Annotated in this window: 15 protein-coding genes and 1 pseudogene; 10 read left to right on the forward strand and 6 right to left on the reverse strand. The window is 66.8% G+C overall.

Annotation, left to right across the window (positions count from 1 at the left end; genetic code table 11):
* Positions 1 to 392 (forward strand): Hpt domain-containing protein (locus GJ695_RS28360; protein ID WP_208024209.1); only part of this gene is annotated, 392 nt, incomplete at its 5' end.
* Here GJ695_RS28360 and GJ695_RS28365 read toward each other — a convergent pair.
* Positions 370 to 1,764 carry a M16 family metallopeptidase gene (locus tag GJ695_RS28365; RefSeq protein WP_154370450.1) on the reverse strand — a complete coding sequence of 465 codons (1,395 nt, stop codon included), beginning with the start codon at positions 1,762 to 1,764 and terminating at the stop codon, positions 370 to 372. The genes GJ695_RS28360 and GJ695_RS28365 overlap by 23 nt on opposite strands.
* A gap of 4 nt (positions 1,765 to 1,768) precedes the next feature.
* Positions 1,769 to 3,085: a M16 family metallopeptidase gene (locus GJ695_RS28370; protein WP_154370451.1), complete on the reverse strand. Its 1,317-nt coding sequence runs from the start codon at positions 3,083 to 3,085 to the stop codon at positions 1,769 to 1,771.
* 106 nt (positions 3,086 to 3,191) lie between these two features.
* On the opposite strand from GJ695_RS28370, the gene GJ695_RS28375 reads away from it, so the two are divergent.
* The 3 genes from GJ695_RS28375 to GJ695_RS28385 all read left to right on the forward strand — a co-directional run bounded on the left by GJ695_RS28375 (position 3,192) and on the right by GJ695_RS28385 (position 5,410).
* Complete coding sequence (locus GJ695_RS28375; protein WP_503826184.1) at positions 3,192 to 3,671, forward strand: acyl-CoA thioesterase; 480 nt, start codon at positions 3,192 to 3,194, stop codon at positions 3,669 to 3,671.
* Positions 3,668 to 4,741 carry an alpha/beta hydrolase gene (locus GJ695_RS28380; RefSeq protein WP_154370452.1) on the forward strand — a complete coding sequence of 358 codons (1,074 nt, stop codon included), beginning with the start codon at positions 3,668 to 3,670 and terminating at the stop codon, positions 4,739 to 4,741. The genes GJ695_RS28375 and GJ695_RS28380 overlap by 4 nt, the downstream gene beginning before the upstream one ends.
* Before the next feature lie 156 nt (positions 4,742 to 4,897).
* A complete protein-coding gene (locus GJ695_RS28385) occupies positions 4,898 to 5,410 on the forward strand; it encodes a hypothetical protein (protein ID WP_229260455.1) in 513 nt (170 codons plus the stop codon).
* 103 nt (positions 5,411 to 5,513) lie between these two features.
* Here the strand turns inward: GJ695_RS28385 and GJ695_RS28390 are convergent, their stop codons facing one another.
* Both GJ695_RS28390 and gudD read right to left on the reverse strand, forming a co-directional pair.
* Positions 5,514 to 6,818: an MFS transporter gene (locus tag GJ695_RS28390; protein WP_154370453.1), complete on the reverse strand. Its 1,305-nt coding sequence runs from the start codon at positions 6,816 to 6,818 to the stop codon at positions 5,514 to 5,516.
* Between the two features lie 35 nt (positions 6,819 to 6,853).
* Positions 6,854 to 8,197, reverse strand: coding sequence for a glucarate dehydratase (gene gudD, locus GJ695_RS28395; protein ID WP_154370454.1), 1,344 nt, complete (start codon positions 8,195 to 8,197; stop codon positions 6,854 to 6,856).
* A gap of 149 nt (positions 8,198 to 8,346) precedes the next feature.
* On the opposite strand from gudD, the gene GJ695_RS28400 reads away from it, so the two are divergent.
* The 4 genes from GJ695_RS28400 (at position 8,347) to GJ695_RS28415 (ending at position 11,015) form a co-directional block, all read left to right on the forward strand.
* On the forward strand, positions 8,347 to 9,384 hold the full coding sequence (locus GJ695_RS28400) for a LacI family DNA-binding transcriptional regulator (RefSeq protein ID WP_154370455.1): 1,038 nt from the start codon (positions 8,347 to 8,349) through the stop codon (positions 9,382 to 9,384).
* A gap of 20 nt (positions 9,385 to 9,404) precedes the next feature.
* Complete coding sequence (locus GJ695_RS28405) at positions 9,405 to 9,677, forward strand: KTSC domain-containing protein (protein WP_154370456.1); 273 nt, start codon at positions 9,405 to 9,407, stop codon at positions 9,675 to 9,677.
* A gap of 43 nt (positions 9,678 to 9,720) precedes the next feature.
* Positions 9,721 to 10,329 (forward strand): FMN-binding negative transcriptional regulator, encoded by a 609-nt coding sequence (locus GJ695_RS28410; protein ID WP_154370457.1) that lies wholly within the window; start codon positions 9,721 to 9,723, stop codon positions 10,327 to 10,329.
* Positions 10,330 to 10,427: 98 nt separating this feature from the next.
* Positions 10,428 to 11,015, forward strand: coding sequence for an SET domain-containing protein (locus GJ695_RS28415; protein WP_154370458.1), 588 nt, complete (start codon positions 10,428 to 10,430; stop codon positions 11,013 to 11,015).
* Here GJ695_RS28415 and GJ695_RS28420 read toward each other — a convergent pair.
* Both GJ695_RS28420 and GJ695_RS28425 read right to left on the reverse strand, forming a co-directional pair.
* A complete protein-coding gene (locus GJ695_RS28420) occupies positions 10,930 to 13,782 on the reverse strand; it encodes a bifunctional diguanylate cyclase/phosphodiesterase (protein ID WP_154370459.1) in 2,853 nt (950 codons plus the stop codon). The genes GJ695_RS28415 and GJ695_RS28420 overlap by 86 nt on opposite strands.
* Positions 13,783 to 13,905: 123 nt before the next feature.
* A complete protein-coding gene (locus GJ695_RS28425) occupies positions 13,906 to 14,646 on the reverse strand; it encodes a spermine/spermidine synthase domain-containing protein (RefSeq protein ID WP_154370460.1) in 741 nt (246 codons plus the stop codon).
* A gap of 93 nt (positions 14,647 to 14,739) precedes the next feature.
* On the opposite strand from GJ695_RS28425, the gene GJ695_RS28430 reads away from it, so the two are divergent.
* A complete protein-coding gene (locus tag GJ695_RS28430) occupies positions 14,740 to 15,015 on the forward strand; it encodes a hypothetical protein (protein ID WP_154358552.1) in 276 nt (91 codons plus the stop codon).
* A 25-nt stretch (positions 15,016 to 15,040) separates the two neighbouring features.
* Positions 15,041 to 15,449, forward strand: a pseudogene (locus GJ695_RS28435) (GGDEF domain-containing protein); the annotation flags it as partial.

The raw sequence follows: 15,449 nt of genomic DNA on the forward strand, positions 1-15,449 counted from the left end.
TCAGCGCAACCGTCACCGCCGGCACCGCCGCGTCGGCGCCGCTGCCGGCGGCGGGGTTGAACCGCGCGGCGGCGCTCAAGCGGCTGGGCGGGCTGGAGTCGATTTACCAGATCGCGCTGGGCAGCTTCGTCACCGAGGCCGCGAAGCTGACGGCGCAATTGCAGCGCGCCCGCGAAGAACAGAACGGCGCCGCCGCCTTGCCGGCGCTGCACACGCTGAAGGGACTGGCCGGCACCGTCGGCGCCGACCAGCTGGCGCTGCTGGCGCAGCAGGCGGAGCAGGCCCTGAAACAGGATGGCGCCGCCTGGGCGCCGCTCGACCAGGTGCTGGCCGCCTGCCCCGGCGTGGCCGGGGACATCGCGCAGCTGCTTACCGAAAGCCGTCCGCAGTGATGTCGAGCTCGGTGACCTCGCCGTAGCTCTTGGCGATGTCGCGGATGGCGTCGGCTTTGCCGACCAGCACGGTCTGCAGCTTGTCGCGCGGGAAGTGGCGTTCGATCAGCGTCTTGGCCCTGGCCGGCGTCAGGCTGTCGACGTCGCGGGTGAAGTTGTCGAGCTGTTCGCGCCCCACCTGGTTGGCGTACATGTCGCCCAGCAGGCCGGCCAGCTGTTCGCTGGTTTCGTAGCGCGGCGGGAACTGGCCCTTGACGTAGGCCTTGGCCGAGTCCAGCGTGGCCGCGTCGATACCTTGCTCCCACAGCCGCCGGTAGGTCTGGTGCGCCAATGCCAGCGCCGCGGCGGTCTTCGGCAGCGCGGTGAAGCTGCTGATGGCGAAGGTGCCGGTCTGCGACAGCGTGGCGAACTGGCTGCTGGCGCCGTAGGTCAGGCCGGAGTTGACGCGCAGTTCGTCGTTGAGCCACGAGGTGAAGCGGCCGCCCAGCACGGTGTTGACCACTTGCAGCTGCACGTAGTCGGGGTCGTTGCGGGCGATGCCGGCGCCGCCGATCAGGAAGGTGGTTTCGGTGGCGTCCGCCTTGTTGACCAGCAGCACGCGCGCCTGCGCGGCCTGCACCTTGCCGTTGTCCTGCGCGGCCGGCGCCGGGCCGCTGGCCCGCCAAGCGCCGAACAGGCTTTCGATCTGGCGCCGCATGGCGGTCGTCTGGAAGTCGCCGACCACGATGACGGCGGCGTTGTCGGGGCGGTAGTAGCGCTGGTAGTAGCGCTGCACGTCGGCCTGCCGCAGCGCGCCGACGCTGCCGATGGTGCCGCTGGCCGGGATGCCGTACGGGCGGTCGCCGAACAGCATGGCGCGGTAGTAGGTCTGCATCACGTTGCGCGGCGCTTCCTTGGCCTGACGGATGGCGGTGACCTTGCGCGTGCGCAGCTTGTTCAGTTCGGCCTCGTCAAAGCTCGGCTGCTGGACGATTTCGGCGAACAGCGGCAGCAGCGCGGCGCTGTCGGCGCGGGCGAAGTTGGCCTGCAGCGTGCTGGCCTCGGCGCCGGCGCCGCCGGCCAGGCGCGCGCCGCGGTAGTCGAAGGCCTGGTCGAGGCTGGCCTTGTCGTGCGCCGCGGTGCCGAGCAGCAGGGCGTCGCCGGTCAGGCTGGACAGGCCGGGCTGGGCGCCGTCGTGGACGGCGCCGGCCTTGACCACGGCGCGCACCGCGATCAGCGGCACGTCGTGGCGCTCCATCAGGTACACGGTCAGGCCGTTGGGTAGCTGGATGGTGTCGAATTCGGGCAGGCGGAATTCGGCGGCTGCCGTGGGTGCTGCACCGGCGGCCAGCGTGGCGCCGAGCACGGCGCCGGCGATGGTGGTTATTCTCATGCGGTCAATCCTCCTTCGCGGCCAGCACGCCGACCGTGCGCTGCGATTTCTTCAGGTATTTGGCGGCGACGGCCTGGATCGCGGCCGGCGTCAGGTTTTCGTAGGCGGCGGGGGCGTCGAACAGCTTTTTGTAGTCGCCGAAGAACACTTCGTAGTTGCCCAGTTGCTGGGCCTTGCCGTTGATGGTTTCCTGCTCGCGGTACAGGTTGACCAGCTTCTGGTTTTTCACCTTTTGCAGTTCCTCGGCCGTCACGCCGTCCTTGACCAGCAGGTCGACCTCGGCCAGCAGCGCCTGTTCCAGTGCGGCCGGCTCCACCTTGGTGGCCGCCACGGCGGACAAATACAGCAGGCCCGGATCGAAGCCGTCCAGGCTGCTGGCGTTGACGCGCGTGGCCAGCTGCTTCTCGACCAGCGCCTTGTACAGGCGCGAGGTCTTGCCGTCGGCCAGTATGCTCTGCAGCACTTCAAGCGCATAGTAGTCGGGATTGCCGGCCTGCGGGATCTTGTAGGCGATGGTCAGATTCGGCGAGCTGGCCGATGCCTTGGCGACGAACACGCGCCGCTCGCCGCTCTGCGGCGGCTCGACGGTGCGCACGGCCGGCGGCAGCGCGCGCTTCGGAATGGCGCCGAAGTATTTGGTGGCCAGCTGCTTGACCGCGTCGGCCTTGACGTCGCCGACGATCACCGCCACCGCGTTGTTCGGCGCGTAGTAGGTGTGGAAGTAGTGTTCCAGGTCCGCCTGCGTCCAGGCCTTGATGTCGGATTCGTGGCCGATCACCGGCCACGAATATGGGTGCGCCGAAAAGGCGACGCTGTTGACTTCCTCGTTGAGCAGGCGCAGGTTGGAGTTTTCCAGCCCGGTGCTGCGCTCGGACAGCACCACGCCGCGCTCGCTGGCCACCATCTTCGGATCGATGCTGAGGTGGGCGATGCGGTCGCTTTCGAGCGTGAAGATGGTCTCCAGCGAAGTGGCCGGGAACCAGTCCTGGTACACGGTGACGTCGTTGCTGGTGTAGGCGTTGTTGGAGCCGCCCTTGGCTTCCATGGTGCGGTCGAACATTTTCGGGCCGAAGTGTTGGGAGCCGTTGAACATCATGTGCTCGAAGAAGTGCGACAGGCCGGTGATGCCGGGCGCCTCGTTGCGCGAGCCGACCTTCCAGAAGGTGTACATATTGGCGTTGGGGATGCCGTGCGATTCGAGCACGATGAATTTCATGCCGTTGCCCAGCGTGAAGGTCTGCACCTGGTCGGCGGTGACGGCGGCCTGCGCGGCCGTCCCCAGCATCAGGGTCAGGCTGGCGGCCAAAACGTGCCATTTCATGAGCGCTCCTAGTCAAGATCAGCGCAAAGCATACACTTTTTGATAAGTATTTGCGAATGGCAAGCTTAGCGGCTAGCATGGAGTCACCACAACTAGGAGTGAAGCAATGGAAAAACCGATGAACTGGGTGGAGCACGAATTGAGCATGACCGTGCTGATGACGCCCGATATGGCTAACTTCTCAGGCAATGTCCACGGCGGCACCATCCTCAAGTATCTCGACAGCGTGGCCTATGCCTGCGCCAGCCGCTATTCGGGCAGCTATGTGGTGACCTTGTCGGTGGACCAGGTGATGTTCCTGCAACCGATCCACGTCGGCGAGCTGGTCACCTTCCTGGCCTCGATCAACTACACCGGCAACACGTCGATGGAAGTCGGCATCCGCGTGGTGACCGAGAATATCCAGCAGCGCCTGGTGCGCCACGCCAACAGCTGCTACTTCACGATGGTGGCGGTGGACAAGGACCGCAAGCCGGTCAAGGTGCCGGAGCTGGTGCCCGAGACGGAAGAGCAGAAGCAGCGCTGGGAGCAGGCGCTGCTGCGCAAGCAGGCGCGCCAGATGGTGCACGGCAACCGCAAAAAATGAAACGGCGCGCGCTGTTGCTGGCCGCAGGTGCGCTGGCCTGCGTGCGCGCGGCGGCGGCCGCGCCGGCGGGGCGTGACATCATCGGCGACGTCAGCCGCATTGTCGCGCCCAACGGCGTGCAGGAGAACTTCACGCTGCATATCGGCGGCATCGATCAGTGGATTTACACGCGCGGGCAGGACCGCGGCAATCCGCTGCTGTTGTTCGTGCATGGCGGCCCGGCTTCGCCGAGTGCGCCGACCATGTGGCTGTACCAGCGTCCGCTGGAAGAGTATTTCACGGTGGTCAATTACGACCAGCGCGGCGCCGGCCGCACTTATCTGGACAACGATGCCGACGCCGTGCGGCCCACGCTGCGCATCGGCCAGTTTGTCGACGACGCCGTCGAGATCGCGCGGGCCGTGGCCCGGCGCTACGGCAAGCGCAAGGTGATTCTGGTCGGGCATAGCTGGGGCACGGTGGTGGGCATGCGCGCGGTGCTGGCGCATCCGGAGCTGTTCCATGCCTATGTCGGCATCGGCCAGGTCATCAGTATGCTGGACAATGAAAAGGTCAGTTTCGACTTTGCCCTGGCGCAGGCGCGCAGGGAGGGCAACCGGCAGGCCGTCAAGGAGCTGGAGGCCATTGCGCCGTATCCGGGCGATACGCCGATCACCCGCGAGCGCATCATCGTCGAGCGCACCTGGGCCCAGCACTACGGCGGCCTGGCCGCGTATCGCGGCGATTTTGCCTACTATTTCAACGCGCCCCTGCTGTCGCCGGAGTATGACGACAGGGCGGTGCAGGCCATCGACAAGGGCAGCCTGCTGACGCTGGAGCGCGTGCTCAATGAATGGCTGATGGTGGACTTCAAGCCGGTCGCCAGGTTCCCGGTGCCGGTGGTGATGTTCATGGGCCGGCACGACTACACCACGCCGTCCGGGCCGACGGCGGCTTGGCTGGCCAAGGTGCGCGCGCCGTACAAGCGCGCCGTCTGGTTTGAAAACTCGGCGCATCTGGTGCAGTTCGAGGAGCCGGGCAAGACCTTGGTTAGCCTGCTGGAATACGTCCGCCCGCTGGCCAAGGACTGAGTACACCCCCTCTCTATTTTTTCGGGCTCTAAAAGCTCTAAAACCTCTAAAACGCTAGAGATGGAACTATTTCGCTAGATTTCACTCTAAAACAGAGAGGTCATTTAGAGGAAATAGAGGAAATAGAGGAAATAGAGGTTTTAGAGGGGAGAAAATATGGACCACCCTGATCATCCTATCGGCGGCATGTACCTGCCCAGCAAAGTGTTCTGTGCCCTGATAGAACACACCGGCGAAGGCTACTACGGCGACAAAACCGAAGCGGCAGTCTCCGCCCTGATCCAGCAATGGATCGCCACGACGCCCGCCGCGCCTTGCCCGTGGCGCGAGGACGGCGAGCTAACCGACAGTGCAACGGCCGAAGCGCCAGCCACGCCGCCGCTGGCCGCGCCAGCGTCCGCGCCTGGTAGCGGCCCTGCAACAAGCCGCGGCTACCAATGGAAGCAGCTGTTCCTGCCGAACGGCACCGAACTGCGCGCCATCTACGGCGGCCGCCCGCTCTACGCCAGGGTGGAAGACGAACAAATCCTCAGCGACAACGGCCCGACCACGCCATCGCGGCTGGCCAACCGCCAAGGCTGCGGCACGCGCAATGCCTGGCAAGCCATCTGGCTGCGCCTGCCCGGCAGCACGCGCTGGCAGCGTGCCGCCGAATGTCGGCAGGACTAACTTGAACGCTGCCATCGGCTATGCTATTTGGTCCACTTCAGCAGGAACAAGTCCGGGAGCGCCACTACCCGGCAGCCAGCGTATTGGGCTACCGGTGGCCGGATTAGCGCCGGTTGCGCGTCAGGAAGATCAGGCCGGCCGCGATCACCGACGCTGCTGACAGCGCATACAGGCCGCCCTGAATCGAACCGGTCTTCTGTTCCAGATAACCGAAGGTGGCCGGCGCCACAAAGCCGCCCAGGTTGCCCAGCGAGTTGATCAGCGCGATCACCGCTGCCGCGATGCGGCTGTCGAGGTAGCCCTGCGGAATCGGCCAGAACAGCGAGGACGCCGCCTTGAAGCCGATCGCCGCAAAGCAGATCGCCACGAACGCGAACACCGGACCGCCGGTGGTCGAGGCAAACATGCCGCACGCCGCCACGATCAGCGCCACCGCCACCCACGCCTGCTGGTTGCGGTGCTTCTGCGCCAGCGTGGCAAACATATACATGGCCGCGATCGAGATAATCCACGGAATCGAGTTGAACAGGCCGATCTCGAATTCCGAGAACTGGCCCATCTTCTTGATGATGCTCGGCAGCCAGAACGTGGCGCCGTAAATGGTCAGCTGGATCGCGAAGAAGATGATGCAGAACAGCGCGATGCGGCTGTCCTTCAGCAGCGTGAACATGCTGGTGTGCTGCGGCCGCTTGGCGTCGCGCTCCTTGCGTTCCGCCTCGATCACCGCCGCCAGCTCGCGCCGCTCCTCGTTGCTCAGCCACTTGGCGTCTTCCGGCCGCGAGTCGAGGAAGAACCATACCACGAAACACAGCACCACCGAGGCCAGGCCTTCGAGGATGAACATCCATTGCCAGCCGTGGAAGCCGCCGCCCTGGATCGACAGCAGCGCGCCCGACAGCGGACCGGAAATCACCGAGGCCAATGCCGAGCCGCTGAGGAAGATCGCCATCGCCTTGCCGCGCTCGCTGTTCGGCAGCCACTGCGTGAAGTAATACACCACCCCCGGGAAGAAGCCGGCCTCGGCCACGCCGAGCAGGAAGCGCACGATGTAGAACGAGGTCTCTCCCTGCACAAAGGCCATGCCGGTGGCGACGATGCCCCAGGTGGCCATGATGCGGGTCAGCCAGGCCTTGGCGCCGAAGCGCTGCTGCAGGATGTTGGACGGCACCTCGAACACCGCATAGGCGAGGAAGAAGATGCCGGCGCCGAAGCCGAAGGCGGCGGCGCCGATGCCGAGGTCGTGCTCGAGGTGCGAGCGCACGAAGCCGATGTTGACGCGGTCGATATAGTTGGCGATGAACATCACCACGAACAGCGGCAGGATGCGCCACTTGACCTTGCTGACGGCCCGGTCGAGAACGGTAGGGGCGGCAGCGACGCCGCCGGTGGTGCTGGCGATGGTAGTCATAAGTCTCCTTGTGGTTCTTGTTGTGATTGCTGTTGTTAGCGAACCATGCAAGGCATCTTGTTGTTGAACTTCCAGCCCGGAATCAGGAACTGCATCGCCACCGCATCGTCGCGCGCGCCCAGCCCCATGTTGTTGTACAGGTGGTGGGCCCGCTCGATGGCGTCCAGGTCGAGCTCCACGCCGAGGCCGCCGCGGGTCGGCACCTGCACCATGCCGCCTTCGATCTTCAGCGGATTTTTGGTCAGATGCTGGCCGTCCTGCCAGATCCAGTGGGTGTCGATGGCGGTGATGTTGCCCGGCGCCGCCGCCGCCACGTGGGTGAACATGGCCAGCGAAATGTCGAAGTGGTTGTTCGAATGCGAGCCCCAGGTCAGGCCCCATTCATGGCACATCTGCGCCACCCGCACCGAACCCTGCATGGTCCAGAAGTGCGGATCGGCCAGCGGAATGTCGACCGACTGCAGCTGGATCGCGTGGCGCATCTCGCGCCAGTCGGTGGCCACCATATTGGTGGCGGTCAGCAGGCCGGTGGCGCGGCGGAACTCGGCCATCACCTCGCGTCCCGAATAGCCGTTCTCGGCGCCGCACGGGTCCTCGGCATAGGCCAGCACATCGCCCTGGTCGCGGCACAGGCGGATCGCATCCTTCAGCAGCCAGCCGCCGTTCGGATCGAGCGTCACGCGCGCCTGCGGGAAGCGTTCGTGGAGGGCGGTGACCGCCTCGATCTCCGCCTCGCCGCGGAACACGCCGCCCTTGAGCTTGAAGTCGTTGAAGCCGTAGCGCTCGTAGGCCGCCTCGGCCAGCCGCACGATGGCCTCCGGCGTCAGCGCCGCCTCGTAGCGCAGGCGGGTCCAGGCGTCGGGCGCGTCGGCCGGCGTGGCGGCGTAGGGCAGGGTGGTGGCGTTGCGGTCGCCAACATAGAACAGATAGCCCAGCATCTCCACCGCGCTGCGCTGCTGGCCCTCGCCCAGCAGGGCCGCCACCGGCACGCCGAGGAACTGGCCCAGCAGGTCGAGCAGGGCCGCCTCCAGCGCCGTCACCGCGTGCACGGCGATGCGCAGGTCGAAGGTCTGCAGGCCGCGGCCGCCGGCGTCGCGGTCGGCAAAGGCGGCGCGCGCCGCGTTGAGGATGGCGTGGTAGTTGCCGATCGGCTGGTCCAGCACCAGCGCGCGGGCGTCCTCCAGCGTCTGGCGGATCTTCTCGCCGCCCGGCACCTCGCCGGCGCCGGTGTTGCCCAGGCTGTCGGTGAGGATCACGATGTTGCGCGTGAAATAGGGGCCATGGGCGCCGCTGAGGTTCAGCAGCATGCTGTCGTGGCCAGCCACGGGAATGACGCGCATGGCGACAATGCGCGGCGTGTCAGTGTTTGGTTGAGTCATGATGTCTCCATAAATGATTGCGCTGTCATCACGGATAGTAGCCATCTGGCCCAGTAATTTCAAGGTAAACCTGTTGTTTCGAGCAAAATAAAATGATTAAAAATGATGCATGATGCTACAATGGCACATCACTGTTTATCATCAATACCATGGACAAGACCGATCTGCGCACCCTGCGCACCGCCAGCGGCGAGGTGCCGGTCAGCGGCGCCACGCTGGCCGACGTGGCCAAGGTGGCCGGCGTGTCGCCGATCACGGTGTCGCGCGCGCTCAACCAGCCGCAGCTGGTGCGGCCCAACACCGTGGCCAGGGTGCAGGCGGCGGTGGCGCAGACCGGCTACGTGAAAAACATGATGGCCGGCGCGCTGGCCTCGTCGCGCAGCCGGCTGGTGTCGCTGGTGCTGCCGACCATCTCGACGCCGATCTTCGCCGACATGGCGCAGGCCGCCAGCGACCACCTGACGGCGGCCGGCTACCAGGTGATGCTGGGCCTGTCGAGCTACGAGGCGTGGCGCGAGGAACTGCTGGTCGAGACCATCCTGAGCCGCCGGCCCGACGGCGTCATCCTGACCGGCTCGCTGCACACCGACAGCACCCGCCGGCGCCTGCAGGCGTCGCAGGTGCCGGTGGTGGAAACCTGGGATCTGACGCCGTCGCCGGTCGACATGATGGTCGGCTTCTCGCACGAAGAGGTGGGCCACGCCATCGCCCAGCACCTGCTGGCGCGCGGCTACCGCCGCATCGCCATCCTGGCGGTGCAGGACCCGCGCGCGGCGCGCCGCAACCAGGGCCTGCAGGCCGGCCTGGCCAAGCACGGCGTCGAAGTGGCGGCGCTGCAGATCATGCCGCTGCCGTCGACCTTCGGGCTGGGGCGCGACGGCACCGAACTGCTGCTGGCCCGGCATCCCGACATCGACGCCGTGGTGTGCAGCTCGGACACCTTGGCGCACGGCGTGCTGACCGAAGCCATCGCGCGCGGCATCGAGGTGCCGCGGCAGCTGGCGGTGGTCGGCTTCGGCGACCTCAATTTTGCCGCGCGCACCCATCCGCCGCTATCGACGGTGCGCGTGGATGGCGCTAATATCGGACATATGGCGGCGCAAGCAATCCTGGACCGGGTGGAGGGCAAGGCGGTTCCCAGCCTGAACGACACCGGCTTCCAGTTGATCCAGCGCGGCAGCACATAATATCGACCACGGAGGCCGGCATGGAAATGAAACGCATCAATGCGGGAAAACTGCGGGCCATCGGCTACGACACGCGCGACAAGCTGCTGCGCGTCGAGTTCGACGACGGCAGCGCCATCGACTATTCCGGCGTCGGCAACGAGGTGTGGCGCAAGCTGTCGACCTCCGGCGCGGCGTGGAGCTACTACCGCGACAATATCGAAGAGGAATACACGGGCCGCCGCGGCGTGGTGCGCAAGCCGACCACGCGCGCCGACCTCGAAGACCTGTTCAAGCCGCCCAGCGACACCTGACCGTCCCGCCTGCGCGGGAACGCCGTGCGACAAAGGAGAACTCATGCACTGTCCCGCCATGTTCCGGGAAGAACGCCTTGAAGTGCTGCACGCGCTGATCCACAGCCACCCGCTGGCCACGCTGATCACCAGTGGCGCGGCCGGCCTGTACGCCAACCTGATCCCGTTCACCCTGCACGGCGACGTGTTGCGCGCCCATCTGGCGCGCAACAACCGCCAGCTTGACGACCTGCGCGCCGGCGCCGAAGCGCTGGTGGTGTTCCAGGGCCCGGAATGCTACGTCACGCCGTCCTGGTATCCGTCCAAGGCCGAGCACGAGAAGGTGGTGCCGACCTGGAACTTCGTCATGGTGCAGGCGCGCGGCACGCCGCAGGTGCTTGATGACGCGGCCTGGGTGCGCGAACAGATCACCGAGATGACCGCGCGCCAGGAAAGCGCCCGCGCCCGGCCGTGGAGCGTGGCGGACGCGCCGGCCGACTTCATCGCCGCGCAGCTGCGCGCCATCGTTGGCGTCGAAATCCCCATCGCCCGCCTCGACGGCAAGTGGAAGATCAGCCAGAACCGCCAGGAGGCGGACCGCCAGGGCGTGCTGAACGGCCTGGCCGCCGAGGACCGCTGCCCCGCCATGCGGCAACTGATGGGCGGCGGCTGAGCGACGCGTGCGCGACGCGTGCGCGAAATACCGGAATCCGATTGTTTCCGCTGGATGGCTGTGGTTTAATCAAAAAATCGTTGATACTATCGAGTGCCATGTCCAGCGCCAGCCAACCAGAAAACCCGCCAGTTCCACCCGCCTTCCGTGTCGAACGCTCGTCGGTGCACGGCAACGGCGTATTCGCCCAGCGCGACATCGCCCCCGGCGAACGCATCGTCGAATACGGCGGCCGCGAAATCACCTGGGACGAGGCGCAGCTGCGCGCCGAGGTGCAGGGCGGCCCGCACAACCACACCTTCTTCTTCAGCCTGGCCAACGGCAACGTCATCGACGGCGGCGACCACGGCAACGAAGCGCGCTACATCAACCACTCGTGCGAGCCGAACTGCGAGGCCATCGAGGAAGAGGACGGCCGCATCTTCATCTACGCGCTGTACGACATCCGCCAAGACGAGGAACTGAGCTATTCCTACCCGCTGATCTACGAAGGCCGCCACACGCCGGCCATCAAGCGCGCCTTCGCCTGCCGCTGCGGCGCCGCCAACTGCAGCGGCACCATGCTGGCGCCGAAACCGCGCAAGCGCCGGCCGAAGGCGGTCACGCCGGATGCGCCAGCGGTGCCTGCAGAGTACGGCCCTGCCTTAGCAGCTGTTCAAAGTCCGCAGCCGGCAGCGCCGGGCTGAAGTAATAGCCCTGGATCTCGTCGCAGCCGTTGCGGCGCAGGCAGTCGAGCTGGCTGGCGGTCTCCACGCCCTCGGCGATGACGCGCAACTTGAGGTTGTGCGCCAGCGCGATGATCGACACCACGATGGCGGCCTCGTCGCCGTCGCCGATGTCGCTGACAAACGAGCGGTCGATCTTCAGCACGTCGATGGGGAAATGGCGCAGATAGGAAAAACTCGAATAGCCGGTGCCGAAATCGTCGATCGACAGCGCCAGTCCCAGCGACTTGAGCTTGTGCAGCAGCTCCACCGCCTGCGTCACATCGTGCATGAACAGACCCTCGGTCAGCTCGATGTCGAGGCAGGCCGGCGGCAGCCCGGTCTGGCGCAGCACCTCGGCGATCGAACTGACCAGTTGCGGCTCGCTGAACTGGCGCGGCGACAGGTTGACCGCGATGCGCAGCGCGCCATGGCCGGCGTCGATCCAGGCGCGCGCCTGGGTGCACGCCTCGCGCAGCACCCAGGCGCCGATCTCGACAATTAACCCGGTCTCCTCGGCCAGCCCGATGAAGCGGTGCGGCGCCACCATGCCCAGCTCCGGATGCTGCCAGCGCAGCAGCGCCTCCATGCCGACCACGCGGCCGCTCTGCAGGTCGACCTGCGGCTGGTAATGCAGCACGAACTCCTGGCGCTCCAGCGCGCTGCGCAGCGCGCTCTCGATGCGCAGCCGCTCGCGCGCCTCCTCGTTCATGGTCGGCTCGTAGAACTGGGTGTTGTTGCGGCCCAGCTTCTTGGCGCGGTACATGGCGATGTCGGCGTGCTCGATCAAACGCTGGGCCGAGGTGCCGTCGGCGCCGTACACCGCCACGCCGATCGAGCAGGTGACAAAGAACTCCTTGCCCTCCAGCATCACCGGCCGCGTCACGGCGCGCATGATGCGCTGCGCCACGTCGTGCGACAGCGCCTCCTCCGGGTATTCGGTGAGGATGGCCACGAACTCGTCCCCCGACAGCCGCGCCACCGTGTCGCTTTCGCGCACGCTGTCCTGCAAGCGCTGCGCCACCGTCTGCAGCAGCTGGTCGCCGGCCTTGTGGCCCATGCTGTCGTTGACGAACTTGAAGCGGTCCAGATCGATCAGCATGACCCACAGCGGCTTGCCGCTGCGGTTGGCGAAGGCCACCGCCTGCGCCAGCCGGTCCTGCAGCAGCACGCGGTTGGGCAGGCCGGTCAGCACGTCGTGGTGGGCGATGTGCTGGATGCGCTGCTCGGCCAGCTTGCGCTCGGTGATCTCGGTGCCGGTGCCGCGGTAGCCGCGGAACTTGCCGCGGCGGTCGTACACCGGCTCGCCGCTGGTGATGAACCAGTGGGTCTGGCCGTCGACGCCGAGCAGCGCATACTCGAGGTTGGAGAACGGCAGGTGCGCCTCCAGCGTGGCCTGGTGCTCGCGGCCCTGGCGGTTGTCCCACTTGTCCGGCTGGGCCTCCCAGCGCGTCTTGCCGAGGAAGGCTTGCGGGTCCTGCTTGCCCTTGTCGAAGAAGCCGCCGGTGATGTTGGTGAAGCGGAACTGCTCGTCCTGCTCCCAGTACCAGTCGGAGGACAGCGCCAGCAGGCGGCGGAAGCGGTGCTCGCTTTCCTGCAGGGCTTCCTCGGTGCGCTTGCGGGCGGCGACGTCGTCGGCCAGCTTGTCGTTGCTCAGTTTGAGCGCGTGGGTGCGCTCGTCCACCAGCCGCTGCACCCGCACCGAGCGCCGCGCCAGCGAGTTGACGAAGGCCGCCGTCAGCAGCGAGAACAGCAGGCCGCCGAGCAGCGTCGACAGCGAGCCCAGGTGGTGCGGCAGGAACGGCCGCTCCAGCGGCGTCACCTGCACATGCCAGGACTTGCCGGCGGCGCTGAAGGTGCGCACATAGGGCGCGCGGTAATCGAAGGCCAGCCAGCGCTGCAGCCAGTGCGGCGCCGGCGCCTCGTCGCTGGCGCGGCCGCGCGTGTAGACCAGGTTGGCCGGCCGCAGGTCGTCGCCGATATAGACCTGCACCAGCAGCTCGGGGTCGTCGAGCAGGTCGGCCGCCAGCAGGATCTTCTGGATCAGGTCGGTGGAGCGGATGACCGCGCTGGTGTTGCCGAGCCAGGCCGCGCGGCGCTGCGCCACCGTGCCGAGTTCGGCGCCGGCGCGGTACACCGGGATCATCATGACAAAGCCCTGCTGCTGGGCGCGTTCCTGCGCCAGCCGCATCAGCGGCGTGGTGCGCGGCTGGCCGCTGTCGACCGCCTCGGCGATGGCGCGCGCCATCGGCGCGATCGAGGCGACGTCGAGGCCGAAGGCGGCCTCGTTGCCCTCCATCGGCTCCAGATAATCGACGATCACATGCTGCGCGCGCGGCGTCAGCGGCAGGTTGCCGGCGTCGTGCAGCTGGTAGCCCGGATAGCGCTGCGCCATCGCCGCCTGGTAGGCGCGCGCGCCGTCGTCATCCAGCACGCGGTGGAAATTAAAGGCCTGCACAAACGGATAGCGCTCCAGCAGCGGCTGGGTAAAGCTGGCGAACTGTTCGCGACTGACCACGCCCACCGACTTGAACACGCCGTTGAGGATGGTCACCAGCTCCAGCGTATCGTCCATGCCGCGGCGGATGGCGGCCGCGCGCATATGGCCGCGCTGCTGGAAACTGAGTTCCATCTTGCTGTATTCCAGCGCGCTGACGGCGACGAACAGCAGGGCCGTGACAGCCAGGCCGGTCAGCAAGGTCAGGATGGCGGCCAGCGAGACCCGGGAGGTTGTGCGGGAAGACGGCATGGCGCGCTTTCCGGAATGGGTGGCTCGGCGCGGGCGGGGCTGGGGACCGCAGTGATGCTGGCTAGTGTGTCACAAAACATGCCGTGGCGACAGACCATTTGTCAAATAACCACATCGCGCCGCTCAGCCCCAGCGCAGCCGCAGCACGATCCAGTGCGCCAGCAGCCGGTTCAGCAGCGGCAGCGCCAGGCCGCCGGTGCGCGCCACGCGGCGCTGCATGGCCAGCGCCGGCGAGTGGCCGCCGCCGCGCACGGCAAACACAATGCGGTTGTTGCCGGCGATGCCAGTAAACGCACAGATGCGGCCCTGGAAGGCGGCGCGCAGCCGCTTGACCATGGCCGGATAGTGCGGGTCGTAGCTGAACAGGTTGGCCACCAGCACGCCGCCGGGGCGCAGGGCGCGCTGGCAGTCGGCGTAAAAGCTGGCGCTGCCGAGCGCCGGCGGCAGGCCCTCGGCGTCGAAACCGTCGACCAGCAGCACGTCGGCGCTGCCGGCCAGTTTGGGCATATGATCGACCGCGTCGGCCTGCACCACGCGGAAGCGGGCGTTGTCGCGCGGGATGGCGAACTGCTCGCGCAGCGCGATCACCGCCGGATCGAGCTCGAGCACCGTGATGCGGCAGTGCGGCAGATAGCGGTAGCAGAACTTCGCCAGCGAGCCGCCGCCCAGGCCGACCATGACGATGTGCTCGGGCTTGGGGTGGAACAGCACGAAGCACATCATGGCCCGCACGTAACTGAGCACCAGGTGGTCCGGGCGCGACAGGCGCATCTCGCTTTGCACCATGCCGGGCTGGAATTCCAGCAGGCGCTTGTCGCCCACGGTGCGGACTTGCGGCGGACGGCGGTTGGTGGGCGGAGTCAAGTTTTGTTGGGATGTGGATTTACATAGGGAATCATAGTAGCATGGCGTTAGCACGGGCCAGCCCCTCCGGCGGCCGACTTGGAGAGAGATACGATGTTTTTAGACCACCCTACGCTTACCGCCACCAACAGCTTCACCGAGCCGGACCGCCTGGAACGCCTGAGCCGCGTCTACGGCTACGTGGCGGCGCTGGCCGACCTGGCCGGCAAGCAGAGCTTTATCGAGAAAGTCAGCCAGCTGCACGACCACAAGGGCACCCTGATCGTGTTCTGGCACGACGCCCCGAACGAAGACGAAAAAGCCTTCTTCACCCAGGCCTGGTCCAGCAAGATGGGCGACGGCAGCAGCAACGTCGAACACGAGGTCTGAGTCCGGCGTCTGACGGGCTGCGCGCATGGACATCAAAACCTTGCTGCTGGCGCTGGCACTGGGCAATCTGAGCCTGTGCGCAGCGCTGTTCTTTTTTGCGGCCGGCGCCCGGCGCGCCGGCCAGGGCGCGCATGGTCGCGGCGCCCACGCCACCTGGGCCCGCGCCAAGCAATGCCAGGCGCTGGCCTGGTGCCTGTTGTATTTCCGCGGCGACCTGCCGGACCTGCTGACCATCCCGATCGCCAACGCCGTGCTGTTTGCCGGCTTCGCGCTGGACGCGGCCGCGCTGTGGGAGCAGGCCGGGCGGCGCATCTGGCGTCCCTACCTGGTGCCGGCGCTGGGCGCGGCCATCGGCGTGTATGTGGCGGCCTGGCTGCTGCAACTGCCGGCCGGCGGCCGCATCGCCATCGGCGCGGCGGCCAGCGCCTTGTTCT

It is taken from the genome of Duganella alba (assembly GCF_009674495.1).
GTDB classification, from domain to species: domain Bacteria; phylum Pseudomonadota; class Gammaproteobacteria; order Burkholderiales; family Burkholderiaceae_D; genus Rugamonas; species Rugamonas alba.